Genomic DNA, 24,581 nt, shown 5'->3' on the forward strand with positions numbered 1-24,581 from the left:
CTAGTGCTGGAATATGGCCATATTCAAGCGATCCGGTGTCGCGTCGGCGAAATCGGGACGAAATGTGTTGTTTGAAACCCGCACGGGGACGTGCGTTCGCCTATTCCGCCGCGTCGGTCGCAACGGCGTAAACACCGGCGTCGGCCACGGTCTCGCCATCCTGTTCGGCCAGGAATTTCTCGGCGTCGAGCGCCGCCATGCAGCCCATTCCGGCGCTGGTTACCGCCTGACGATAGATGTGATCGGTCAGGTCACCGGCCGCGAACACGCCGGGAATGGAGGTGCGGGTAGAGCCCGGCTCCACCTTCACATAGCCGCCATTGTGCATTTCAAGCTGATCCTTGACCAGTTCGGTGGAGGGCGAATGGCCTATGGCGACGAAAAACCCCTTGCATGGCACCTCTGTAATCTCGCCGGATTCCACGTGTTTCGCGCGCACGCCCTCGACGCCACGTGGCTCGTCCGTGCCGACAATCTCCTCGACGGTATGGTTCCAGAGCACCTCGATCTTGGAGTTCTTGAACAGCCGGTTCTGCATGATCTTTTCCGCGCGCAGGCTGTCACGGCGGTGTATCAGGGTCACCTTGGAGGCGAAATTGGTCAGAAACAGGGCCTCTTCGACTGCCGTATTCCCGCCGCCGATCACCACGATCTCTTGCCCACGGTAGAAAAACCCGTCGCAGGTGGCGCAGGCCGACACACCGAACCCCTTGAAATGATCCTCAGACGGGAGGCCAAGCCATTTCGCCTGTGCGCCGGTGGCCAGAATGACCGCGTCGGCGGTGTAGGTCGTGCCGCTGTCGCCGATGGCGGTGAAGGGCCGGGCCGACAGATCCAGAGACATGATGTGATCGCTGATGATCTCGGTTCCCATCTCCTTGGCGTGATTTTCCATCCGCACCATCAGATCGGGGCCCATCACACTGCTGTCGCCGGGCCAGTTTTCCACGTCCGTTGTGATCGTCAGCTGTCCGCCGGGCTGGATGCCCTGCACAAGCACGGGCTTCAGCATCGCGCGGGAGGCATAGACTGCGGCGGTATAGCCTGCAGGGCCGGAACCGATGATCAGAACGGGGGAATGGCGGGTTTCGGACATGGGATGGCAGCTTTCGACAGAGGATGGCACAAGCCTTGCTTTCCGCGATATAACGATCACTGCGGGTGGAATAAAGGGTTTGCCAATACAGCACCGGAAAGCCTTGCATTTGGTTTTGAGCTCTTCCATATGTTGCGCAAGTGCGAAATATTGTTGCGCTTCATGTCTTGAATCGGGACGATTCTGACATGGGGCGAAGCGAGAAGGGGCTCCATCCATGGCAGGCAGCAAGCTCGACCCGATCGACAGAAAGATTCTGGCCGAGCTGCAGGACGATGGCCGCATGACCAATGTGGAACTGGCGAAGCGCGTCGGCATCTCCGCGCCGCCCTGTCTGCGCCGGGTCCGCACGCTGGAAGAGGCGGGGTATATCAAGGGGTATCACGCCGATGTCGACGCCCGCCAACTGGGGTTCGAGGTGCAGGTCTTCGCGATGGTCGGGCTGCACAGTCAGGCAGAGGCCGATCTGGTCGCCTTCGAAAGCCTGTGCCGGTCCTGGCCGCTGGTGCGCGAATGCCACATGCTGAATGGCGAGATCGACTTCATCCTTAAATGCGTGGCCCCTGATCTGAGCAGCTTCCAGACATTCCTGACCGAGCATCTGACCTCTGCGCCCAACGTCGCATCGGTCCGCACGTCGCTGGTGATCCGCGGTGCCAAGGACGACCCGGGTGTGCCTTTCGACGTCATGGAGGATCGGTTGAGCCAGTCGGCATGAAGAAGCCGGTACTCCCGCCGAAGCGACAGTCCATACCCGAGGCGTATCAGGCCGCGCTCAAGGCTCAGCAGGCCGGGCGGCTCGCCGACGCCCGAAAAGCTTATCTGGATATTCTAAAGCAGAAACCGCTGGCCGAGCCGATGTTCCAGATGGGCGAAATCAGCGCCAGAACGGGCGATTTGCCCGGTGCCGCCAAATGGTATCGGCGCGCGCTCAAGCTGAAGCCCAAGGAGCCCGCGCTTTGGCAGGCTCTTGCACGGGTCAGCGGCGGGGGGGGCCGCGAAAAGGTCCTGCGTCAGGCGAAGGCGGCGGGGGTGACCCTCAGATCGACCGCGGCGGAACTCGTGGCGAGGGCTGACGATCTGCTTGCCGCAGGGCAGGGCGAGAAGGCCAGACAGACCTATCGCGCCGCGATCAAGGCGGGCGGAACGGCCGTGCAGGTTCTGACCCATATGGGCACACGGCTTGGCGATGCCGATGACCATGACGGCGCCCTTTCCGTCCTGACCGAAGCCATTGCACTGGCCCCGACTGCCGCGGCGCCCAGGGTTGCGCGCGCGGTCTTGTTTCAGACCCTGGGGCAACTGGACAGGGCCGAGGCCGACCTGCGCGCGGCGCTGCAATCCGCACCCGCCCATGGCGGTGCGTGGCTGGCGCTCATGCGCGGGCGCAGGCAGGCAAAGGGTGCCCCGGATGTGGCCGAGCTGGAGGCACGGCTGTCCGAAGGGGTCAGCGATCCGGAAGGCAGGCGGCTGATGTGTTTTGCGCTGGCCAAGGCGCTGGAGGATCAGGCGCGGTATGACGAGGTTTTCGCCCATCTCAATGTCGCCAACCGGATCACGGCGAGGAAATTTCCGTATGGATTTGACAGTGATCTGAAGACGGCGCGGTCACGGCTGAGGAGCTTTGAGCCCGATCAGTTCGACGGGTATCCCGATATCGCGCCGATTTTCGTGACCGGCCTGCCCCGGTCGGGGACAACGTTGGTGGAGACGATTCTGGGTGCCCATCCCGATGTCATCCCGGGCGGGGAGATGGCCTTGTTCAGAGAGACGATCACGCCGTTGGTCGAGGCGCAGAGCGCCGGGCGACCGTCCTCTCCGGAGGCCTGGAAAAAGGCGGGCGCAGCCTGGGCCGACAAGGTGCGGGCCAGGCTGGGCAAGGGGCGCCCGACGGATAAATCCATCTCCACCTTCGCGCAGATGGGCTATGTGGCCCGAGCCCTTCCGAATGCGAAATTCGTTCTGCTGGACCGCGACCCGCGCGATGTGGGCCTGTCGATCTACAAGAACCAGTTTCCCGACGGTTTACATCGCTACGCCTATGATCTGGCCGAGATCGGCCGGTACATTCGGCTTTTCGAGACGGTAACCGCCGCCTGGCAGGAACGATTGCCGGGCCGCGTGAAAGTGATTTCCTACGAGGCGCTGACAGACGATCCGGAGCCCCAGATCCGCGAGCTCCTGGATTTCTGCGGGTTGAGCTGGGACCCTGCCTGTCTCAATCCCGAGAGGACCGGGCGGGCGGTCAAGACCTTGAGCGTGGCGCAGATCCGCCAGCCGATCAATCGCGGCTCTGTGCAGGCGTGGCGACGGTTCGAAAACGATCTGCAACCTCTGATCAAGGCGCTGGAAACAGAGATCACGCTCTGAACCGGTCCAGGAACAGAGAAAAGACGGCCATTCTAGCCGCCCTCTCTTGCAAGCATTCCGCTCGATGGTTTCAGCTGGCTTTGTCGAGCAATTCGCCCGTCTCCGCCCGCTTTTCTGCCCGGACCTGTCGTTCCCAGGGCATCCGGATCAGGTCTTTCCGGCTTTCAGCCAGAACCGATGTCATCCAACGCCGCGTTTCCATGTCCCAGTTCCTTTGTGCAGATCTTGTGGCTCGCTCGGGCGCGCTGCCCGCCTTGCAACAATCTGCACATTCAATGGGGCAGTCTTGCGACTTTTATCCTAATTTCCCGTAAAAATCCGTGGCGAAAATGTGGCTCCGTCGCCGTGCGTTTCAACTCGATTTTCATGAAACTAGATGGACCACGCCAGCTGCTTTGAGGCAGAGCCGGGGCAGGGGCTGCCCATACCTTGCCCAAATCGGCGATGCCTTGCCGCCAAAGGAGACGGGCCGGTGAGGTCAGGAAGGGTTAAAGCCGAATCGCCGAGATAAGGCGGCCGTAATCGGCGGCGCCCTCATGGGTCGCCCGGCGGTAGGAGTAGAAATGCGAGGGGTCGGAATAGGTGCAATGCCGCGTCCATTCCGCCTGCGCAATGCCTGCCGTGCGCAGACGCATCAGCCCGTAGGCCGGAAGATCGAACAGATACCTGTCGCCCGGCCCGTTGATGAAGAACCGCGCGGTTTCGGGATCATCGTCAAGAAACCGGTCGATGAACTCCGGACCGACCTCATAGGAGCGTTGGCTGATTGTGGGCCCGATTGCCGCGCGAATATCTTCGCGCCGCGCGCCGGCCTCCACCATGACCTCGATCGTGCGTTCAAGCACACCATCCAGGGCGCCTTTCCATCCGGCATGGGCGGCCCCGATCACCCCCGCCGTGGGGTCCGCGAACAGGACAGGCTGACAATCCGCGGTCAGCACGGCAATCGCTGTGCCCGGTGTCGCGGTAACGATGCCGTCTGCCCGGGGAACCGGATCGGGGCGGCCATCGGTGACCATGACGGCGTCGCTCGAATGCACCTGATAGATCGTCACGAGGCGGTCCCTGTCGACGCCCATCGCATCGGCGACCCGGTCCCGGTTCATGGCGACGATTTCAGCTTGGTCCGAAGACCCGCCGCCGCAATTCAAGCCTTCGAAAATACCCGAAGAGGCCCCACCCTTCCGGGTGAAGAAACCATGTCTCACGCCGTCCAGAAGGCTGGAGGTCAGAGGCTCAAGGCGTGTCGTGACCGGGGACATCGGGGGCAGCGGGCTCCAGGGCGGGCAATGGCGGGGCGTCTGGCGGGCAAAGGCCCATGACTTTGAACAAGGTTCCCATTTCATCGGGGTGCGTCAACCGCTTGTGGGCGGCGATATGCTGTTCGCGCGCCGGGCCGCTCAGTTTCGCAGCGAGTCTTTCGGCGCGCATGCCGATCCCCAGGCGTTCGAGAAACACGCCCTGCGGGATAAGCGTGGTGGCGCGCGCGGGCGACGCGGCGCGGGCCAGCGGCCCGAATGCCAGATGTGCGGTGAGATCGGCGGTGCCCGGATCCTGCAGCGGGTCGACCGCGCCGTGCCCCGCAACCGCCTGAAGAGTGTCGCCCCGGCTTTCCCAATCGCCATAATCCACGATCAGGGCAGCGCCGCCGTCCTTGGCGATGCGCCTGCCGATCTCTTCGGCCAGCGGCAGGGCGGGGGCGTTCAGCTCAACCAGATGGCCAGGCGGGGTGGTCTGCAGAACGTCATCCAGCGCCGCGATCCCCCGCTCGGGGCCAAGCCCCCAGAAGAGGCGGCTGCCATCGGTCCCTATCTGGCGTTCGTGCCACCCGGTGTCCGCCCGCAGAAACTGGCGGATCGGCAGGGCATCGAAGAACTCGTTCGCGACCAGAAAGAGCGGACCATCCGGGAGATCACCCACGTGGTCGCAAAACAGCGGCTCCCGCCCCCGCAGCGCGGCCTTCTGGCGGGCCCGCAAAACCGGTGAAGCCTCCACCAGAGCCAGGTGCATCGCGGCGTGAAATCCCTCCACGATTGTGGTGGCTCGCAAGATATCGGCCATCAGCGTCCCGCGCCCCGGCCCCAGTTCGGCCAGCACGAAATGGGGGGGGCGCCCCTGATCCAGCCATACCTGCGCCAGCCACAGGCCAAGGATTTCGCCGAACATCTGGCTGATTTCAGGTGCGGTGATGAAATCGCCCCTGGCGCCGAGCGGATTGCGGGTGGTGTAATAGCCGTCGCGCGGATTGAGCAGGCATTCGGTCATGTATTCCGAGACGGAAATCGGTCCTGTCCGGACGATCCGCGCGATCAATCGACGCCCAAGCGGTGTCACGCGGCGCGCCTGCGGGCGACGATGATGATGGCAATGCCGACCAGCAGCATCGGTAGTGACAGAAGCTGCCCCATGCTAAGCCCGATTTCAGGGCTGAGCGAAATCACATGGCCAAGCGGATTGTCCGGCGTGATGAATTGCGGGTCCGCCTGACGGAAATACTCGACGATGAACCGGCCAAGCCCGTAGCCCGCAAGAAACAGGCCCATGATCTGCCCCGGAATTTTCAGCCAGCCGCGGCGATAGATCAGCCACAGGATCACCGCGCCCAGAAGCAGGCCTTCCAGCCCGGCCTCGTAAAGCTGCGAGGGGTGGCGCGCGCAAAGAGTTTCCCAGGCGCGTTCCACGAGGCCAACCGGGCCGGGGCAGCTTTGCGCGTATTCGCCGGGAAAGATCACCCCCCATGGCGCGTCAGTGGGCCGCCCCCAGAGTTCAGCATTGATGAAATTCGCGATGCGCCCCAGAAGCAGCCCCGGCGGCGTCGCCATTGCCATCGCGTCGCCCACGCTGGCCATCGGCAGCTTGTGGACCCGGCAGAACAGCGCGCCGGCGATGACCACGCCCAGAAGCCCGCCATGGAAGGCCATGCCGCCCTGCCAGATCATCGGAATCTCTGCCGGGTTCTGCAGGTAATAGCCGGGCTGGTAGAACAGAACGAAACCGAGCCGCCCGCCCAGAATGACCCCGATGATGACCCAGGTGACCAGGTTTTCCACATGCTCCGGCGTCATCGGCGCGGTGTTGCCCGGCCAGAGTGCCGGACGCCGCACCGCCATCACCACCAGACGCCAGCCGATCAGCAGGGCCGCGATATAGGCCAGGGCGTACCAGCGCAGCGCCAGCTCGAAACCTCCGATGGTAAACGAGATCAGTTCCGGCGAAATGTCTGGGAAGGGAATGGCGGCCTGCATAGGGTCTCCGTTGCCTGTGATTGGCTTGTGGATGGGGCGTGCCTGCGGCGAAGTCAACCTTGATCCCGCCGCCTTGCGCCGCCATATCAGCCCTTGGCGACATGGAGGCTCTGATGCAGACCCGCAACAAGATCATGGAAGATATCTCACAGCTTATGACCAACGCGATGGGCGTGGCCCAAGGCGCGAAGGACGAGGCCGAGACGGCACTGAAGTCGATGATGGATCGCTGGCTGGCGGATCGTGATTTCGTGACCCGCGAGGAGTTCGACGCCGTCCGTGCAATGGCGCAGAAGGCCCGGGAAGAGAATGAGGCGCTGAAAGCGCGGATTGAGACGCTTGAGGCCGCTAAAGCCAAAAAGTAATCCCGGCATGACCATCCTTTTGGCCAATTAGGCCGGTAAACCTGATGGCATGATCATAAATCTACCCTCGCAAGACCCGGTTGCTTCCGTCGCTCATACGGTCTTCCGTGCCGCATTCGTCGGTGCGGTCTGGACTGGGGTGATCGTTGCCGTTCAAATGTTAATCCTTGCGGTCTTCTATGGCTCGGGCGCTGTGCTTTCGGCCTTTTTCGGCATGATCCTTGGCGCTGGCGTCAGTTTCCTTGTCTGGCTCCCCGGGCTTACAGTCGCGGTCCTTTTTGCCCGCTACCTGATCCGGCGGGATCTGCTGGCGCATCCGCGGTTCTGGCCGATCTGGACCGGCACCTCCGCCTGTCTGGCGGCATTCCTGCTCAGCCTGTTGTCGACGCAGGGCATCGGCGTTCTGATATCGTATCTGCCGATCCTGTCTCCCGCCCCGTTTGGCGCCTCCTCCGCAGGGCAGTTTTCCGTCTGGAACTCGCTGCTTGCGGCGGCGATCTGCGGGTCGGTCGGCATATGGGTCGGGGCGAGCCTGGGGCGGAGCCTCAACCACGAAAAGCTGGTCTCCTCCGGTTGAGGCGATCGGCCGGATCCGGCCACCTGACCGCAGCCTGTTGACCACTTGCAGATTTCTGTGGATAGAGCCGCGTGGCGGGGCTCTGCGCGGGAATTCACAAAAATACTGCTTTACAGGCCCGGCTCTACGGCCCACCATATCTTGTATGGGGTCGGGATCAATCCGGCGACCCATAGGTTAGACACCCAGCTTCTAGTGGGCGTCATGGTCGAAAAGACCAGACCCCGCCGAGGCTGCTAACAAAAAGAGGCCTGGGCAATGTCACTTTCCGAGCAGTATTTCGAGACCGATGAGATCCATCCGATCGACATCGTGGAGACGATAGCCACGCATCACGATTGGGATTTCGACCGTGTCGCCGACGACCAGATCGCCATGGCGATCGAAGGGCAGTGGCGCACTTATTCGGTCACGCTTGCCTGGTCGTCCTATGACGAAACCCTGCGAATGATTTGTACGTTCGATATGGAGCCGCCCGAGGAGATGCTGGGCAAGCTCTATGAAACGCTGAACCTCGCCAATGACAAATGCTGGGCCGGGGCGTTCAGCTATTGGCATGCGCAACGGCTGATGGTGTATCGCTACGGGCTGGTCCTGGCCGGCGAGCAACTCGCCTCGCCCGAACAGATTTCCTGCATGGTGGAAACGGCGGTTCTGGCGGCCGAGCGGTATTATCCGGCCTTCCAACTGGCCTGCTGGGGAGAGTCAACCCCGTCCGAGGCGATGCAGGTCGCCATTGCGGAGAGCTTTGGCCGGGCCTAGTCTCACCTGCGGCACATGCCGGAGGGATGATGAAATTCACTGATGTAAAGCGCCGCGGCCTGGTGATGCTGGGCTGCGGCAAGATGGGATCGGCGATGCTTGAGGGCTGGCTCGCCAAGGGTTTGCCGTCCGACAAGGTATGGGTGATCGACCCGCACCCATCCGACTGGTTGAGAGCACGGGGCGTGCATCTGAACGCCGATCTGCCTGCCGATCCCGCAATCGCCCTGGTCGCCGTGAAGCCACAGATGATGGAGGAGGCCCTGCCGCAACTCGCCCGCTACGGCGGTGGCGGCACGCTGGTGATTTCGGTCGCCGCGGGCACACCGATTGCAACCTTCGAAGCGGCGCTTGGGGAGAACACCCGTGTGGTTCGCGCGATGCCGAACACGCCTGCCGCGATCGGCAAGGGCATTACCGCGATTATCGGAAACGGGGCGTCAGACGCGGGAGACATGGATCTTGCCGCGGCTCTGCTGGAGGCCGTGGGGCAGGTGGTCCGGCTTGAAACCGAAGACCAGATCGACGCGGTAACGGGCGTGTCCGGTTCGGGCCCCGCCTATGTGTTCTACATGATCGATGCGTTGGCTGCCGCCGCCCGGGCCGAAGGTCTGCCCGATGGGATGGCGATGGATCTGGCCAAGGCCACGGTGGCAGGGGCCGGGGCGCTTGCCATGGCCGCCGGCGAAACCCCGGAGCAGCTTCGCGTCAACGTGACCTCTCCCAATGGCACAACCCAGGCCGGGCTTGAGGTTCTGATGGATCCCCGAACGGGGCTCGGCCCCTTGATGCGGGCCACGGTCACTGCCGCCGCCGAGCGTTCCCGAGCGCTGAAGGGGTAAGCCGGTGCCAGAGATCAGTTTCGATGACTTTCTGAAGGTCGATATCCGCGTCGGCACGGTCACCCGTGCGGAACCCTTCCCCGAGGCCAGGAAACCGGCAATCAGACTCTGGATCGATTTCGGGCCCGATCTGGGAGAGAGGAAATCCTCCGCCCAGATCACGGCCCACTATACGCCCGAGGCGCTGGTCGGCCGGCAGGTTATGGCCGTCGTGAACTTTCCCCCGCGCCAGATCGGCCCCATGCGGTCGGAGGTTCTGGTCCTCGGTGTCTCCGACCCCGAAGGTGGGATCGTCCTTTTGGCGCCGGATATCCCGGTCGAAAATGGGCAGAGGATGCATTGATGAAACTGCTGATATCCCGCCGGCTTCCCGACAGTGTCATGGCGGCGGCCGCGGCGCGCTTCGACGTTACCGACCGCGCCGGGGACGGCCCGATGACGCAGGCGGAATGCATCGCAGCACTGGCTGAACAGGATGCCGTGATCCCGACCCTTGGCGATGCCTTCGGCGCGGAGGTTTTCGCCTCCGCCGCATCGCCGCGATGCAGGCTTCTGGCGAATTTCGGGGTGGGGTACAACCATATCGACACCGCCGCCGCAGAGGCCGCGGGGGTCGCGGTCACCAACACGCCCGGCGCGGTCACCGACGCCACCGCAGATATCGCGATGACGCTGATCCTGATGACCGCCCGTCGCGCTGGTGAAGGCGAGCGAATGGTGCGGGCGGGGCGGTGGACCGGCTGGCATCCGACCCAGATGCTGGGCCTGCATGTCACCGGGAAGACCGTCGCGATCATCGGCATGGGCCGGATCGGTCAGGCGATTGCGCGGCGGTGCCATTTCGGGTTCGGCTGCCGCATCGTCTATGCCAACCGCTCCGCCAAGACCGTCGACTTTCCGGCCGACCGCCTGTCCCTTCCTGAGGCTGTGAGCACGGCGGATATCGTTGTAATCGCCCTGCCGGGCGGGGCGGAAACCAATCACCACATAGATGCCGATGTGCTGGCGGCGATGCGGCCCCACGCCATTTTGGTGAATATCTCGCGTGGCGACGTCATCGACGAAACGGCGCTTGTCGCCGCATTGCAATCCGGCCGGATCGGCGGGGCGGGGCTTGATGTCTACGAGTTCGAGCCTGCAGTGCCCGAGGCGTTGACGCGGATGGAGAACGTCACCCTGTTGCCGCATCTCGGCACGGCGGCTTTGGAGGTGCGCGAGGCGATGGGGCGGATGGCGCTGGCCAATGTGATCGCCCTTGCGGATGGCGAGCCCTTGCCGAACCCGGTCTAGACCGGTTTGATCATCGGCGTGACCGACGAGAAGCCGAAGACCCATTTCAGCGGTCCCAGCTTTTGTGGCGTGCCGGCGACGAAGCCCTTGCGCTGGTAAAGCGCCTTTGCCCGCGGATTGGAGTCGATCACATCCAGACGCACGCCCGTCAAGCCGCGCGCTTTCGCCTCGTCGACGATGCCGTCAAGCAGCGCCGAGCCGACGCCCTGCCCGCGGGCCTCGGGCGCCACGAAAATCCCGTCCATCACGAGGATCTCCGTCGATCTGGGGCGCTCCAGCATCTCAAGTAGCAAGCCGCGCCACATCGCCCCGAAGCGTCCGTAAATCTTGCAAAGGTCGGCTTCGGTTCCGGCGACAAACGTGTCCTGAGGGGTGGAAAACCCGGCGACACCCACAAGCGCGTCGTCTGCATTCAGGGCGGATATGGCATGGGATCCGTGCAGAACCGGTGTCAGAAACCGCAGCGCCTTGTCATCCGGCCCCAAAACCCGGCCCAGCTTGCCCCGGAACGCCTGCCAGTAAAGCCGCGCGACCCGCTCTCTCTGATGCTCGGGGAATCCGGAGACGAGGGTCAGCTCAGCCACGATCCCCGGTTTCCTCGCGCCAGTGCCGCCTGCAGAGCGATACGTATCTGTCATTCCCGCCAACCTCGATCTGTGCCCCGTGGGTCACGGCCTTGCCGCTTTCGTCGACGCGGATCACCATGGTCGCCTTGCGCCCGCAATGACAGATCGTGCGCACCTCGCGCATCTCGTCGGCCAGCGCCAGAAGTGCCGCGGAGCCGGGGAACAGCTGCCCCTGAAAATCGACGCGTAGCCCGTAGCACATGACCGGCACACCCAGATCGTCGACGGCGCGCGCCAACTGCCAGACCTGGTCGCGGGTCATCCACTGCGCCTCGTCGATCAACACGCAGGCGCATGGGCCCTGTTCCAGGCGGGCCGCGATTTTGGCATGCAGATCATCGGTTTGCGTATAGGTGTCGGCCTCGGCGGCAATCCCGATCCGGCTGCCGATCCGGCCGGTCCCGGACCGGTCATCGAAATTTGCGGTCAACAGATAGGTCTGCATTCCGCGTTCGTTATAGTTGTAGGACGCCTGAAGCAGCAGGGTGGATTTACCCGCGTTCATGGTTGAGTAATGGAAGTAGAGCTTGGCCATTTGACAGATTTGCCCCAGCCCGGGGGGCGGCGCAAGACATGGCGGGTGGGGGTGCCGGCATCGGACCGGTTCCGTGAGGCCGGTCGGGCCGTGCCGGTGTCACGGGGGATGGACACCGGCGACAGGGTTCGCCGCACAATGGCGCGAACCCCGGCCAGACCGGATCGGCCATGGCGACGAACCCCCACCCGATCGGCCAGGTACAACGGCCGATTACTGATTAACCACCTCCAGACACGGGAGGCCGGATCACCCTGCCATCCGACGCGATTGACCATCATGGGAAAAAGCGATTTGATTTCCCCGGATAATCAGTTTCGGGCAAGGGCGGATCCGTGGGAAGCTACCTGAAGAAACATACCGAGGCGTTAATCAAGGATGTGGGCTTTGCCGCGGCATGCGACGTCACGGGCAAGTCCAAGGCGACGCTTGGCCGCTACTTCTCGGACGCGCCGGAACACGCGGACCGGTTCATTCCGATCGACGCGGTGGCGGCGCTGGAAACGGCGGCGCAGTTCCCCCATGTGACGACCGCCCTGGCGGAGTTGCAGGGCATCACGCTCAGCTATGACGAACCGCGGCCCAACGAGGGCCGTGAGGGCGGGGTGAATTCCGACGTGGTCGCGCTGAGCCAGCGGTTTGCGATGCTGATGGCGGAGTATCACCAGTCGATTGCGGACGGTGTGATAACCATCAACGAAGCCAAACGCCTGCTGCGCGAGACGCTGGAGATCCAGAAGGTGCTGCTGGAGATGAAACTGCATCTGGAAGACGAGACATCCTCCTAGTACGGCAGAGGTGAACGGCGCGTCAGGCACGCTCCAGGATTACCGAGCCCACCGAATACCCGGCGCCGAAAGAACAGATCAGGCCGGTGTCACCCGCCTGCAGGTCTTTGGAATACTTGGCAAAAGCGATGATGCTGCCTGCGGATGACGTGTTGGCGTAATCCTGCAGGATGTTGGGCTGTTCGCCGTCGGCAGGGTCACGACCGAGGACTTTCTTGCCGATATAGTCGTTCATGGTCTTGTTCGCCTGATGAAGCCAGAGGCGTTTCAGGTCGGTCGCGGCGACGCCTTCGTCGGCCATGTGATCGGCGATATGCTTGGAGACGAGGGGCAGGACCTCCTTGAAGACCTTGCGCCCGTTCTGCATGAACTGCATGTCGCGGCGATCTTCCATATGGTCCTTGCGGGTGCGGCGCAGAAAGCCGTTATTGTTGCGGATATTGTTGGAGAACTGCGTCGCGCAGCGTGTGGATTTTATCAGGAAATGCGGGCCCTTGGCGTCCTCGGCCCGTTCGATCAGGACCGCCGTGCAGACATCGCCGAAGATGAAGTGGCAATCGCGGTCGCGCCATTCCAGATGGGCGGAACAGATTTCGGGATTCACCACCAGCGCACTTCTGATGCTGCCGGAGCGGATCATGTCGGCGGCGGCCTGCATACCGAAGGTGGCGGAGGAACAGGCGACGTTCATATCGAAGGCAAAGCCCTGAATTCCAAGGAGATCCTGTATCTCGATGGCCACGGCGGGATAGGCGCGCTCGTGATTGGAGGCGGCGCAGAGGACCGCATCCACATCGCCGGCGGTTTTCCCGGCCATCTCAAGGGCTTGGGTGCAGGCCTCCAGCGCCATTTCGGCCATCTGGCCGGGTTCGTCGTCGTCCCGCTCCCGCAGCCAGGGATGCATCACCTCGGGATCGAGAACGCCTGTCTTGTCAAGCACATAGCGCTGCTCGATGCCGGAGGCGGCGTGAATGAACTCGGAGGAGGAATGGGGCTTGGGCTCAAGCAGGCCGGCAGCGATTTTCTCGGCATTTTCAGCATTGTAGAGATCCGCATGGGCGTTGAACGCGGCCACGAGCTCGTCATTGGTGATGATCTGGCTGGGCGTGAACACGCCCGTTCCGGTGATCGCTGGCTGGTGCATCCTGGCCCTCCCCCTGGGTGCCCAGATGGGCCGGATTTTGGCCCGAGGTCAAGATATAGACCCGGTATATCATTGGTATAGATCCGGTATATCCTCCGGGTATCCACCCAATTTTAGGAAATTTTCGCGAAACTGCGCCTTCGCCCTGGGCAAGGAGCAGGATCATGGACCCGTTCGACGACAAGCCGCTGACCAAAAGGCAGCGCTACGACCACTACTACATGATGGAGGCGATGCAGCGGCTCGAATGGGACATGCACCACAAGATCGCCACGCATCTGCGCATTCCGCATGCCTGGCACGAGATCAGCCAGCGCCGGGAGAGAAAGAAGACGAAGATCTGCTTTTCGGTCGATGAGGATGTGGTGAAATGGTTCAAGTCGATGGGGCCGGGGTATCAGCCGCGGATGAACGATGTGCTGCGCAGCTTCATGCATGCGAAACTGATGGGACTGCTTAAAGGGGATGACACGAAGGACGCGTATAAGGAAGGTCTGGCCGTGGGGACGGAGCGGGTGCGCTGGGGCGAGATGGAAGGGAAGGTGAGACGGCGGGGGAGGCATGAGCGGGGGCGGTGAGGGGCGACTTGGGCCGCCCCTCGATTGCTTACTTCTCTTTGCGAACGCCTTTAAAGGGCGTTTTGGAAGAGGTTTTTTGATCCATGAAGCGGCCCGTTTTGGTGTCCCGCTTCACCCAGTTGCCGTTCGGTGCCTGGGTTTGGGACCGGCCACGGACAGCGCCGTTGCGCTTAGCGTCACCGGAGGGTGGATTGGTTGCCATTTTTCGATTTCCCTAAGATGTGTGGCACGCCGGAGAGCAAGTTGCGCACCCGTTCGACTGGCGGTGATGGTTGCGTTTTGCCTCGGCAACCGCACCATGGCAGTCAGAGAATTGACCGAGATAGCTGGTATTCTTAGCCAGCGAGAGCCAGTAGCAGCCCTGCTCGTGTACTTCGTGGTCGCCGTACTGTTGTGCGGTGTTGTTTACATAAAAGTGCTTCATTTTAGCCTCTTGCCCAAGTGACCGATTGATTGCGATATTGCAACTGATCGCCAATATAGGCGATTCGGAAATAATTGCAATACTGCAATAGGAGGTCACTATATGAACCAACCTTTTGACGCACAGGGCTTCTTCGCGGCGCTAAATGCACACCGGGAATCAAAAGGTCTGACATGGAAGCAGGTGGCATCTAAGACGGGAGTAGCTGCTTCCACGTTGACGAGGATGGGCCAAGGCAAACGCCCCGACGTTGACGGTTTGGCATCTTTGGCCAGTTGGTCAGGGATTGATGTGCGCAAATTCTACAGATTGGGTGAGCAAGGCGATGCGGAACCACTAGCAGAGATCACTACTATTCTCAGAGCGGATAAGAACTTGGAACAAGAGGCTGTTAAGGCCTTGGAGGTAATGCTCAAAACAGCCTATCAACAGATGAGACGCAAGGATGACGAGACTTAAGCACGGGCTAAGGACGTTTTTCGAAGACCTTGCGACACAGTTTCGAGGAGATCTGGGCCTCCAGAAACATGCTCCGATGTGCCCCAGAGCCTTAGCTGAATGGCTAGAAATACCCATTCTGGGCACGTCGCAGTTGGAGGGAGACACCGATCCTTTCAAATGGCTGTTGGAGGCCAGTGAGAAACAGTTTTTTGGGTGTGTTATTCCGCTGGGTGATAGCCGCAAAGGAATTTTGCACAATGACTACGTAGCGGAGAGCAGGCAAGCATCTGATATTGCACATGAAATCGCTCATATAGTGTTGGGGCATCCGCTGACCCCACCAGATTGTGGCGACGGAACGCGTGACTACGATCCAATACTTGAGCATGAAGCACGCGAACTTGGTATGACGCTTTTGGTGCCCAAACACGCTGCGCTGAAAATCGCGATGTCCAGTGTCTCAAACTCAGATGCAGGCAGGCACTATGGAGTAAGCCCATCGCTCGTCGAATACAGGCTCAGAATTACCAATGCCAAGAACTGGGCCTACAACAAACGCAATCGTGCCCGAGGTTTCTGAAGTCCATCCTCACCCCTGTAGCGACCTCACCCCCAACTCCCCTTCCCGCGCCGCTTTCATCGCCAGCGCGGCGGCATGGCTGGCGGCCAGCGTGGTGAAATAGGGGATCTTGTCGTAAAGCGCGACCGCGCGCATGGAGCGGCTGTCTTCGACCGCCTGCGCGCCCTCGGTGGTGTTGAGGACAAGGCTCACATGGCCGTCCTTCATGATGTCGACGATCGTGCGTCCGCCTTCATAGGCCTTGTTCACCACATCGGAGGGGATGCCATGCTCCGACAGGAAGGCGGCGGTGCCGCGGGTGGCGAGGATGGTCAGGCCCAGATCGGTGAGGATCCGCGCGGCCTCAAGCAGTTGCGGGGTCTTGTCGGCATCCTTGATCGACAGGAACACGGCGCCCGCGTCGGGAAGCGTGGTTCCGGCACCCAGTTGCGCCTTGAGGAAGGCGCGGGGGAAGGTGCGGTCCCAGCCCATGACCTCGCCGGTCGACCGCATTTCGGGGCCAAGCAGCGTGTCGACGCCGGGAAAACGGGCAAACGGCAGCACGGCCTCCTTGACGGAGAACCAGGGTGTGCGGAAATCGGCAAGCGACATCGGGTCGTTGGGGATGATCGGCGTGGCGTCATCCACGGGCTGATGCGGCGTGGCGACGGGAAAGCCGGACAGTTTTTCGCCTGCCATGAGGCGCGCGGCGATGGACGCGATGGCGCTGTCGGTGGCCTTGGCGACGAAGGGCACGGTGCGCGAGGCGCGGGGATTGACCTCGATCAGGTAGATCTCGTCATCCTTGACCGCGAACTGGACATTCATCAGGCCCACCACCCGGAGTGCCTTGGCCAGCGCCACGGTCTGTTCGGTGATCCGGTCGATGATGCTGTCGGAGAGCGTGTGCGGCGGCAGTGAGCAGGCGCTGTCGCCGGAGTGAACGCCGGCCTCCTCGATATGCTGCATGATACCCGCCACATGGACGTCCTCGCCGTCGGAGAGCGCATCCACGTCGACCTCCACGGCGCCGGAGAGGTAGCTGTCGAGCAGGACCGGGCTGTCCCCCGAGACAACGACCGCCTCGGCGATGTAGCGGTCGAGCTGTGCGGCGTCGCGGACGATTTCCATCGCGCGGCCGCCAAGCACGTAGGACGGGCGGATGACGAGCGGATAGCCGAGGGTTTCGGCGGCGGCCCTGGCCTCCGCATCGGTGGTGGCGATGGCGTTCTTCGGCTGCTTCAGGTCGAGACGCTGGACAAGCTGCTGGAACCGCTCCCGGTCTTCGGCGAGGTCGATGGCATCGGGCGTGGTGCCGAGGATCGGAATGCCCGCGTCATGCAGCGCGTTGGCGAGTTTGAGCGGTGTCTGGCCGCCGAACTGAACGATGACACCATGGAGTGTGCCGTTCTCCTGCTCGATGCGGAAGATCTCCATCACATGTTCGAAGGTGAGCGGCTCGAAATAGAGCCGGTCGGAGGTGTCGTAATCGGTGGAGACGGTCTCGGGGTTGCAGTTGACCATGATCGTCTCGAAGCCCGCGTCGGTGAGCGCGAAACAGGCGTGGCAGCAGCAATAGTCGAACTCGATCCCCTGGCCGATCCGGTTGGGACCGCCACCGAGGATCACGACTTTCCGGGCGTCCGAGGGACGGGCCTCGCATTCCACCTCGCCCATGACCGGGGTCTCGTAGGTGGAATACATATAGGGCGTCTGCGCCTCGAACTCGGCGGCGCAGGTGTCGATGCGTTTGAAGACGGCCGTTACGCCGGCGCTCAGCCGGTCGGCGCGGATGCTGGCCTCGGACCGGTTGGTGAGCCGGGCGAGGCGGGCGTCGGTGAAGCCCATCATCTTGAGCGCGCGGAGGCCTTTTTCATCGCTCGGCAGGCCATTCTCGCGGACGCCGTCCTCGGCCTCGATAATCTCCCGGATGCGGGCGAGGAACCATGGGTCGAAGCGGGTGACGGCATGAATCTCGTCGTCGCTGAGCCCGAAACGCATCGCCTGCGCAATGACGCGGAGCCGGTCGGGGGTCTGCCGGCTGAGCGCCTTGGTGATGGCCGCGGGGTCGGGGGCGCCGGGAATGTCGATTTCATCGAACCCGGTCAGGCCGGTTTCCATCGACGCCAGCGCCTTTTGCACGGACTCATGAAAGGTCCGCCCGACGGACATGGCTTCGCCCACGGATTTCATCGCGGTGGTGAGTTCCGGCTTGCTGCCCGGGAATTTCTCGAAGGCGAAGCGGGGGATCTTGGTGACGACATAATCGATGGTGGGCTCGAAACTGGCGGGCGTGACCTTGGTGATGTCGTTGTCCAGCTCGTCGAGCGTGTATCCCACCGCCAGCTTGGCCGCGATTTTCGCAATCGGGAACCCGGTCGCCTTGGAGGCGAGCGCGGAGGACCGGCTGACCCGCGGGTTCATCTCGATGACGACCATGCGGCCATCGGCGGGGTTCACCGCCCATTGCACGTTGGAGCCGCCGGTTTCCACACCGATTTCGCGCAGCACGGCGATGGAGCCGTTGCGCATGATCTGATATTCCTTGTCGGTCAGCGTCAGCGCCGGGGCCACGGTGATCGAGTCGCCCGTATGCACGCCCATCGGGTCGACGTTTTCGATGGCGCAGACGATGATGGCGTTGTCGGCCCGGTCGCGGACCACCTCCATCTCGAACTCCTTCCAGCCGAGCAGGCTTTCGTCGATCAGGATCTGCGCGACCGGGGAGGCTTCCAGCCCGCTGCGGCAGAAATGCTCGTACTCTTCCCGGTTATAGGCCACGCCACCCCCGGTGCCGCCAAGGGTGAAGGCGGGGCGGATGATGGCGGGCAGGCCCACATATTCGATGGCGTCGATGGCCTGCTGGAGACCCGCGGCGATGTCGTGTTTTCCGTTTTCCAGCTTCGGGGCGGCGACGATGGTGGCCTTGGGGTTTTCCAGCCCGATCCGGTCCATCGCCTCGCGGAACAGCTTGCGGTCTTCGGCCATCTCGATCGCGGGGCGCTTGGCGCCGATCATCTCCACACCGAATTTCTCCAGCACGCCCATCTCCTCCAGTGCGAGGGAGGTGTTGAGGCCGGTCTGACCGCCCATCGTGGGCAGAAGCGCGTCCGGGCGCTCCTTCTCGATGATCTTGGCGACGACTTCGGGCGTGATCGGCTCGATATAGGTGGCGTCGGCCAGGCCCGGGTCGGTCATGATCGTGGCCGGGTTGGAGTTGACGAGGATGACCCGGTAGCCTTCCTCGCGCAGCGCCTTGCAGGCCTGGGCGCCGGAATAGTCGAACTCGCAGGCCTGCCCGATGACGATGGGGCCCGCGCCGATGATCATGATCGAGCTGATATCGGTTCTTTTTGGCATCTCGTCCCCCAAGGCCCAAGCAAACTGTCGGCGTTATAGACTTGGGGGCCTTGGGCGCAACCCATATCGGTCGGGCGGCGCGGCTTGGGCCCGCGCGCCCTTGGGCGCGATGCCTCCGGCGGACATATTTGCAAAGTAGTGAAGCCGGGTTAACCCCGTTTAATACCGGACAGGTGAAATCGGGGTTGCGGCAGAGGCGGGCACGCCGATGACCGCGGGCGATGAAGGCCCCCGGCCCGAAGCCCCCATGCGAGATAGGGCCCGGGGGCGGCCTGCGCGTCAGCACCGTGGGGGATATGCCCTCGTGCGCTGCGCAGCCGGATGCGGTCAGGCCGGGTTGCGAAAGGGCATCCGGTTCCCGCAGGCGCTCTGCCTATTCCGCCGCATGCTGCCGCGCATCGGGGCCGTCGGCATAGAGATAGTCCCGCGTCAGCGGCACGGCCTGCTGATGCTTTGCCAGTTGCAGTTGAAACACGCATTGCCGGTGATGGCGGAAGGTCAGTTCCGAGGCCTTGAGATAGTAGCGCCACATCCGGGTGAAGCGCTCGTCGTAGAGCGCTCGCGCCTCCGCCTCGCGGGCGGTGAACCGGTCGTGCCAATGGCGCAGGGTTTCGGCATAATGCAGCCGCCAGATCTCCAGATCCGTGGGGTAGAGGCCGGATTTCTCCATCGCTCTCGACATTTCCGACAGCGCCGGCACATAGCCGCCTGGGAAGATGTACTTGGTGATCCATGGCGATGTGCTGCCCGGGGGCGCGGCGCGGCCGATGGTGTGGATCAGCGCCACCCCGTCGGGTTTCAGCCGGTCGTTCACATGGGTGAAGTATTCCCGGTAATGGGGCACGCCCACATGTTCGAACATGCCGATCGAGACCACGCGGTCGAACTTCCCGGTGACCGAGCGGTAATCGCGCAGTTCATAGCGGACCCGGTCGGCCAGCCCCGCCCGGGCGGCGCGATCGGTGGCTATGCGGTGCTGTTCCTCCGACAGGGTGACGCCCAGAACGCGCGCGCCGTAATCGCGGGCCAGCGTCAGGCCGAACCCGCCCCAGCCGCAGCCGATCTCGAACACCTCCATATCCGGTTGCAGCAGCAACTTGCCGGCGATGTGGTGTTTCTTGGCCGCCTGCGCCTCTTCGAGCGACATGTCGGGCCGGCTGAAATAGGCGCAGGAATACTGCCGGTCCTCGTCGAGGAAGAGATCGTAGAGCCGAGAGGACAGATCGTAGTGATGGGCGACGTTCTGCCGGGCGCGGTGCGCGGGGTTCCACTGGTCGAAGATGCGCCGGGCCCTGCGCAATCCGAGAGCAGTTTTCCGCCACCAGAGATGGTCCGATGCGACCGCGTTGCGTATGATCAGGGTCAGGAAACCCTCCAGATCATCCTGAGCGATGGTCATTCCGCCATCCATATAAGCTTCGCCCAGAGCCATTTCGGTGCTGAGGACCAGGCGCCGGGGAAGGTCGGCATCGTGGAACCTGATATGGACGGGCGGGGCGTCTGCAACGCCATATTTCCGTTCCTGTCCATCGGGATAGGTAACATGAAGCTCCCCGGTGGTGATGAACCCACCGAGCATGTGATCCAGAAGCCGGTCCCACATCTTCTCGCCTCCCTCATCATGACAAGGTCGATCCGAAGCCCTCGGGGATCGGATTGTGCCAGACCCTTGCGGAAAAGAAAAGGTTAACGGGTCGAAACCGGCGAGGATTGATCTGTGTCAAGGCAGGTTGACATGTTTACGTGTGGTCTGGGTTGACAGATAAGCAGGGAGACGGGCCATGCGGATTGTGTTGATACATCCGAATTATCACTCCGGCGGGGCGGAGATCGCGGGCAACTGGCCACCGGCCTGGGTGGCATATCTGGCGGGATCGCTGAAATCGGCGGGGTTCGACGACGTTCAGTTCATCGATGCGATGACCCATGATCTGAGCGAGGGGGACCTGCGTGTCAGACTGGCGGAGTTGCAGCCCGACGTGGTGGGCACGACCGCGATCACGCCATCGATCTATGTGGCCGAGCAGACCTTGCAGGTGGCCAAGGAAGTGGTGCCGAACGCGCTGAGGGTTCTGGGCGGGGTGCATGCGACCTTCATGTACAAGCAGGTGCTGAGCGAATGCGACAGCGTCGACGTGATCGTGCGCGGCGAAGGCGAAGAGATCATCGTGGAGCTGATGGAGGCGGTGCGCGACGGACGCTGGCCCGAAGACAGGCACAGGATCAAGGGGCTTGCCTTCAAGGACGGGGAGACGATCAAGGCGACGCAGGCGGCTTCCACGGTTAAGAACCTCGATGCGATCTCGCCCGACTGGTCGTTGCTGGAATGGGAGAAATACATCTATGTGCCGCTTGGGCGGCGCGTGGCGATCCCCAATCTGGCGCGCGGCTGTCCGTTTACCTGCTCGTTCTGCTCGCAGTGGAAATTCTGGCGTGACTACCGGGTGCGGGACCCGCTGAAGGTGGTCGACGAGATCGAGCAACTCGTGAACGAACACGATGTGGGCTTCTTCATTCTGGCCGACGAGGAGCCGACCATCAATCGGCGGAAATTCATCCAGTTCTGCGAGGAGCTGATCAGGCGTGATCTGCCGCGGCGGGTGCAATGGGGGATCAACACGCGGGTCACCGATATCATGCGCGACAAGGAGCTGCTGCCGCTTTACCGGCGCGCGGGGCTGGTGCATGTGAGCCTCGGCACAGAGGCGGCGGCGCAGCTGAAACTGGACCAGTTCAACAAGGAAACCAAGGTCGAGGAAAACAAGGAAGCGATCCGCCTGCTGCGGGAGGCGGATATCTTCGTGGAAGCACAGTTCATCGTCGGTCTGGACAACGAGACGCCCGAGACGCTGGAAGAGACCTTCCAGATGGCCTGGGACTGGCAGCCGGATCTGGCCAACTGGGCGATGTACACGCCCTGGCCCTTCACGCCGCTGTTTCAGGAGCTCAAGGACAAGGTCGAGATCTTCGACTTCTCCAAATACAATTTCGTTACGCCGATCATGGCGCCCGAGGCGATGGACCGCGCCACGCTTCTGGACCGCGTGATGCATAACTACCGGCGCTTCTATTCCCGCAAGGCCCTGTTCTACTACCCCTGGCGCGGAAACGGATATCGGCGGAAATACTTGCTTGGCTGTCTGAAAGCCTTCGCAAAGGCCGGGTTCGCGCGGACGTTCTACGATCTGGGCAAGGCGAATTACTGGGGCCCGCAATCGAAGGACAAGGTCAATTTCAACTTCGACCGGACACGAACGATCGCCAAGGCGCAGATGGACGACTGGCAGTCCACCCAGGATATCGCGGCGCAGAAACGAGCGCAGAAGGTGTCCCGCGATACCTCTTTCAAGATGCCGAACGGCGCCGAGGTCAAGGCCTGCGGCGGTGGCGACAAGCAGATGGATGACGTGATTCCGGCGGAGTGAGCGGATGGCCAAGATCGGCCCCAATGCGATCCTGCAACTGGTTCCGGTACTGGAAGATGCCGCCGGGCCGGACGCGGTGGCGCATATGCTGGCACTGGCGGGCCTGTCCGATTTGCCGGACCCGGAGGAGGGGTTGATGGAGGAGGCGCCCGCAGCACGGCTGCATCAGGTGATGCGGGCGGAGATGCCTGACGTGGCCCCGATGCTGGCCGACGCCGCCGGGCGGCGTACGGGAGACTACATTCTCGCCAACCGGATCCCGCCCGCGGCGCAGGCGGTGCTGAAATGTCTGCCCGCCAGGCTGGCCGCCCCGATGCTTGCGAAGGCCGTGGCGAAGCATGCCTGGACCTTCTGCGGCTCGGGCGTATTTCGACTGGTCTCCACTTGGCCGGTGGTCTTCGAGATCGCGGATAATCCGGTCGTCCGGGGTGAGCATGCCGCGACGCCGCTTTGCCACTGGCACGCAGCAGTCTTCGGTCGCCTGTTTTCTGCGTTGTGCGGTCCGGGTTGGCACTGTGCCGAGGTGGGGTGCTGCGCACAGGGGGCCCGGGCCTGTCGTTTCGAACTGGTCCGGAGCGGCTGAAGTATCTCGGCCCGGGTAAGTTCACCCGCGTCACGCCCCCGTGCCGGGGGCCCTTCTTGGGCGAAGATGTCTCCGACGGCCATATTTCCGGGATAGAGAAGGGGCGCGTTAACCCTTGGAAAAGACCCTGACCCTAGGGTTTTCCCACGGTACAGGCAGCCATGCCGATGACCGTGGATGGAGAAGGCCCCTCCGGTGAAGCCGAAAGGATAGCCGCGGGGGGCCGGTCTCCGCCTGAAGCCCTGCCTTCTCTATCCCGGAAATATGGCCGCCGGAGGCGTCCCAGGGCTGCCGGTTTTCCTGACGGTCCCATGCCCCGGATACCTGTGAACAGGTCCGCTGGCCGCGATCGCGTCCTGCTGGCCGGGTGCGCGAGAGTCAGGGCCCCGGCGGGGCCGTTTCGTCTTCAGTCGATGAAATCGGTCGGGTCGACCGCTTCGAACCCGCGCCGCACCTCGAAATGCAGGAAAGCGGGGTCGCCCGGGCCCACATCGGCCACGGTCTGGCCCCGGCTGATCCGGTCGCCGCGGCTGACCCGGATGTTCTGGATATTGGCGTAGACGGTCAGAAGGTTGTTCGGATGGCGGATGACGAGGATCGGGATCTGGTCGGTATCGCGGGTGATCGCGGCCACCTCGCCATCGGCCGCAGCGCGGACGGCGGTGCCGGTTGCAGCGGCGATATCGATGCCCTCGTTGCTGGAGGAGAAGGGCCGGATGATCGTACCGGACACCGGGCGCTGCATCTGCGCGCCGGAGGCGGCGGGAGCCGGTGCCGGTGCCGGGGCGGCGGCGGGCTGCGATGTATCGCGGAGATCGGGTGCGTCCGGCAGCGGCGCGGTGGTGATCGGCTCGGGCAGCGGGTCGGCCGCCGATGGCGGGACCGGTGTGACCGATTGGCCGGGCGCGCCCGCGTCGTTCAGCGCTCCGGCCTCCTGGATCACCAGTGGAATGATCAGGAACTGGCCCTCGCGCACCGAGAGGTCGGGGCCAAGCCCGTTCCATTCAGCCAGGGCGCGCACCGAAACGCCGTAGAGACGGGCCACGGAATAGGCGGTTTCGCCGCGGGTCACGCGGTGGCGCACGGGCTCCGCGCCGGTCTGGACAGCGACGGGTGTCGCGGGGCGGCTGGCATCGGCCTCGTCGATGGCGGCGGATGCGATCGAGGTGATGTCCGTCCCGGTGCCGGTGGGGCTGACCCGGCGGGGCAGGGCGACGATTTCACCCTCGCGCAGCGGGTCGCCGAGGTTGCGCCCGTTGAAGGAGGCCAGTTCCTGCGCATCGAGCCCGAGGCGGCTTGCAACGCTGGACAGCGTGTCGCCCCGGCGCGCAACGGCGACCTGATAGGTGGGATAGGTGATCAGCCCGTTTGCGTCGGGTTCCGGGCGCGGCGCGGTTTCGGAGTCCAATGCGCTGTTCGCGATTGCATTGCCGCGGAAGTCGAAATCGAAATCGGCGCTGTTGCTGACGCAGCCGGCCAGAAGCGGCAGGCAGAGGCCAAGCAGAAGAGATCTGGGGGCGGGCATTGCTCGGGGTGTCCTCAAAAAGATCGGTTCGCCATATGCGTACGTC

General features: G+C 63.1%; 25 protein-coding genes. 14 read left to right on the forward strand and 11 right to left on the reverse strand.

Annotation, left to right across the window (positions count from 1 at the left end; all coding sequences use genetic code 11):
* Positions 1-100: 100 nt before the first annotated feature.
* Positions 101-1,096, reverse strand: a complete 996-nt coding sequence (trxB, locus tag D9R08_RS16530; protein WP_121899171.1) for a thioredoxin-disulfide reductase — start codon at positions 1,094-1,096, stop codon at positions 101-103.
* Positions 1,097-1,313: 217 nt separating this feature from the next.
* Between trxB and D9R08_RS16535 the strand changes: the two genes are divergently transcribed.
* On the forward strand, positions 1,314-1,814 hold the full coding sequence (locus tag D9R08_RS16535) for an Lrp/AsnC family transcriptional regulator (RefSeq protein WP_121899172.1): 501 nt from the start codon (positions 1,314-1,316) through the stop codon (positions 1,812-1,814).
* Positions 1,811-3,466: a tetratricopeptide repeat-containing sulfotransferase family protein gene (locus tag D9R08_RS16540; RefSeq protein ID WP_121899173.1), complete on the forward strand. Its 1,656-nt coding sequence runs from the start codon at positions 1,811-1,813 to the stop codon at positions 3,464-3,466. The genes D9R08_RS16535 and D9R08_RS16540 overlap by 4 nt, the downstream gene beginning before the upstream one ends.
* Positions 3,467-3,536: 70 nt before the next feature.
* On the opposite strand, the gene D9R08_RS19550 is transcribed toward D9R08_RS16540, so the two are convergent.
* From D9R08_RS19550 to lgt, 4 genes are all read right to left on the reverse strand, one after another.
* Positions 3,537-3,668, reverse strand: coding sequence for a hypothetical protein (locus D9R08_RS19550; RefSeq protein ID WP_267898159.1), 132 nt, complete (start codon positions 3,666-3,668; stop codon positions 3,537-3,539).
* Between the two features lie 286 nt (positions 3,669-3,954).
* Entirely contained in the window at positions 3,955-4,728 is a 774-nt protein-coding gene (gene pgeF, locus D9R08_RS16545) for a peptidoglycan editing factor PgeF (protein WP_121899174.1), read from the reverse strand.
* Positions 4,703-5,800 (reverse strand): class I SAM-dependent methyltransferase, encoded by a 1,098-nt coding sequence (locus D9R08_RS16550; protein WP_233557536.1) that lies wholly within the window; start codon positions 5,798-5,800, stop codon positions 4,703-4,705. Before D9R08_RS16550 ends, pgeF begins: the two co-directional genes overlap by 26 nt.
* Positions 5,797-6,711, reverse strand: coding sequence for a prolipoprotein diacylglyceryl transferase (gene lgt / locus D9R08_RS16555; protein ID WP_121899176.1), 915 nt, complete (start codon positions 6,709-6,711; stop codon positions 5,797-5,799). The genes D9R08_RS16550 and lgt overlap by 4 nt, the downstream gene beginning before the upstream one ends.
* 113 nt (positions 6,712-6,824) lie before the next feature.
* Here lgt and D9R08_RS16560 point away from each other — a divergent pair, with 113 nt between their 5' ends.
* The 6 genes from D9R08_RS16560 (at position 6,825) to D9R08_RS16585 (ending at position 10,547) form a co-directional block, all read left to right on the forward strand.
* Positions 6,825-7,076 (forward strand): accessory factor UbiK family protein, encoded by a 252-nt coding sequence (locus D9R08_RS16560; RefSeq protein ID WP_121899231.1) that lies wholly within the window; start codon positions 6,825-6,827, stop codon positions 7,074-7,076.
* A 49-nt stretch (positions 7,077-7,125) separates the two neighbouring features.
* Positions 7,126-7,653 (forward strand): hypothetical protein, encoded by a 528-nt coding sequence (locus tag D9R08_RS16565; RefSeq protein ID WP_121899177.1) that lies wholly within the window; start codon positions 7,126-7,128, stop codon positions 7,651-7,653.
* A 258-nt stretch (positions 7,654-7,911) separates the two neighbouring features.
* Positions 7,912-8,415, forward strand: a complete 504-nt coding sequence (locus D9R08_RS16570; protein WP_121899178.1) for a type III secretion system chaperone family protein — start codon at positions 7,912-7,914, stop codon at positions 8,413-8,415.
* 29 nt (positions 8,416-8,444) lie between these two features.
* Positions 8,445-9,257, forward strand: a complete 813-nt coding sequence (gene proC, locus D9R08_RS16575) for a pyrroline-5-carboxylate reductase (protein ID WP_121899232.1) — start codon at positions 8,445-8,447, stop codon at positions 9,255-9,257.
* A 4-nt stretch (positions 9,258-9,261) separates the two neighbouring features.
* Complete coding sequence (locus tag D9R08_RS16580) at positions 9,262-9,600, forward strand: tRNA-binding protein (protein WP_121899179.1); 339 nt, start codon at positions 9,262-9,264, stop codon at positions 9,598-9,600.
* Entirely contained in the window at positions 9,600-10,547 is a 948-nt protein-coding gene (locus D9R08_RS16585) for a 2-hydroxyacid dehydrogenase (protein WP_121899180.1), read from the forward strand. Before D9R08_RS16580 ends, D9R08_RS16585 begins: the two co-directional genes overlap by 1 nt.
* Here D9R08_RS16585 and D9R08_RS16590 read toward each other — a convergent pair.
* Together D9R08_RS16590 and D9R08_RS16595 are read right to left on the reverse strand one after the other, a co-directional pair.
* Positions 10,544-11,131, reverse strand: coding sequence for a GNAT family N-acetyltransferase (locus D9R08_RS16590; RefSeq protein WP_233557537.1), 588 nt, complete (start codon positions 11,129-11,131; stop codon positions 10,544-10,546). The two genes, D9R08_RS16585 and D9R08_RS16590, sit on opposite strands and share 4 nt — an antisense overlap.
* Positions 11,124-11,708 (reverse strand): thymidine kinase, encoded by a 585-nt coding sequence (locus D9R08_RS16595; protein ID WP_121899182.1) that lies wholly within the window; start codon positions 11,706-11,708, stop codon positions 11,124-11,126. The genes D9R08_RS16590 and D9R08_RS16595 overlap by 8 nt, the downstream gene beginning before the upstream one ends.
* A gap of 335 nt (positions 11,709-12,043) precedes the next feature.
* Between D9R08_RS16595 and D9R08_RS16600 the strand changes: the two genes are divergently transcribed.
* A complete protein-coding gene (locus D9R08_RS16600; RefSeq protein WP_121899183.1) occupies positions 12,044-12,496 on the forward strand; it encodes a hypothetical protein in 453 nt (150 codons plus the stop codon).
* Between the two features lie 22 nt (positions 12,497-12,518).
* On the opposite strand, the gene D9R08_RS16605 is transcribed toward D9R08_RS16600, so the two are convergent.
* Positions 12,519-13,640, reverse strand: coding sequence for a beta-ketoacyl-ACP synthase III (locus D9R08_RS16605; RefSeq protein ID WP_121899184.1), 1,122 nt, complete (start codon positions 13,638-13,640; stop codon positions 12,519-12,521).
* Positions 13,641-13,804: 164 nt separating this feature from the next.
* On the opposite strand from D9R08_RS16605, the gene D9R08_RS16610 reads away from it, so the two are divergent.
* The 3 genes from D9R08_RS16610 to D9R08_RS16625 all read left to right on the forward strand — a co-directional run bounded on the left by D9R08_RS16610 (position 13,805) and on the right by D9R08_RS16625 (position 15,663).
* Positions 13,805-14,218: a BrnA antitoxin family protein gene (locus tag D9R08_RS16610; RefSeq protein WP_121899185.1), complete on the forward strand. Its 414-nt coding sequence runs from the start codon at positions 13,805-13,807 to the stop codon at positions 14,216-14,218.
* 526 nt (positions 14,219-14,744) lie between these two features.
* Positions 14,745-15,101, forward strand: a complete 357-nt coding sequence (locus D9R08_RS16620; protein ID WP_121899187.1) for a helix-turn-helix domain-containing protein — start codon at positions 14,745-14,747, stop codon at positions 15,099-15,101.
* Positions 15,088-15,663, forward strand: coding sequence for an ImmA/IrrE family metallo-endopeptidase (locus tag D9R08_RS16625; RefSeq protein WP_121899188.1), 576 nt, complete (start codon positions 15,088-15,090; stop codon positions 15,661-15,663). Before D9R08_RS16620 ends, D9R08_RS16625 begins: the two co-directional genes overlap by 14 nt.
* Positions 15,664-15,672: 9 nt before the next feature.
* Here the strand turns inward: D9R08_RS16625 and carB are convergent, their stop codons facing one another.
* Both carB and D9R08_RS16635 read right to left on the reverse strand, forming a co-directional pair.
* A complete protein-coding gene (gene carB / locus D9R08_RS16630) occupies positions 15,673-19,002 on the reverse strand; it encodes a carbamoyl-phosphate synthase large subunit (protein WP_121899189.1) in 3,330 nt (1,109 codons plus the stop codon).
* A 373-nt stretch (positions 19,003-19,375) separates the two neighbouring features.
* Positions 19,376-20,605 (reverse strand): SAM-dependent methyltransferase, encoded by a 1,230-nt coding sequence (locus D9R08_RS16635; RefSeq protein ID WP_121899190.1) that lies wholly within the window; start codon positions 20,603-20,605, stop codon positions 19,376-19,378.
* Between the two features lie 178 nt (positions 20,606-20,783).
* Between D9R08_RS16635 and bchE the strand changes: the two genes are divergently transcribed.
* Both bchE and bchJ read left to right on the forward strand, forming a co-directional pair.
* The gene (bchE, locus tag D9R08_RS16640; RefSeq protein WP_121899191.1) at positions 20,784-22,427 is read left to right on the forward strand and encodes a magnesium-protoporphyrin IX monomethyl ester anaerobic oxidative cyclase; all 1,644 of its coding nucleotides are present in this window, start codon (positions 20,784-20,786) and stop codon (positions 22,425-22,427) included.
* Positions 22,428-22,431: 4 nt separating this feature from the next.
* A complete protein-coding gene (gene bchJ, locus D9R08_RS16645) occupies positions 22,432-23,010 on the forward strand; it encodes a bacteriochlorophyll 4-vinyl reductase (RefSeq protein ID WP_121899192.1) in 579 nt (192 codons plus the stop codon).
* A 406-nt stretch (positions 23,011-23,416) separates the two neighbouring features.
* On the opposite strand, the gene D9R08_RS16650 is transcribed toward bchJ, so the two are convergent.
* Positions 23,417-24,535: a M23 family metallopeptidase gene (locus D9R08_RS16650; RefSeq protein WP_121899193.1), complete on the reverse strand. Its 1,119-nt coding sequence runs from the start codon at positions 24,533-24,535 to the stop codon at positions 23,417-23,419.
* Positions 24,536-24,581 lie beyond the last annotated feature (46 nt).

The organism is Rhodophyticola porphyridii (genome assembly GCF_003688285.1).
Classification (GTDB): Bacteria; Pseudomonadota; Alphaproteobacteria; order Rhodobacterales; family Rhodobacteraceae; genus Rhodophyticola; species Rhodophyticola porphyridii.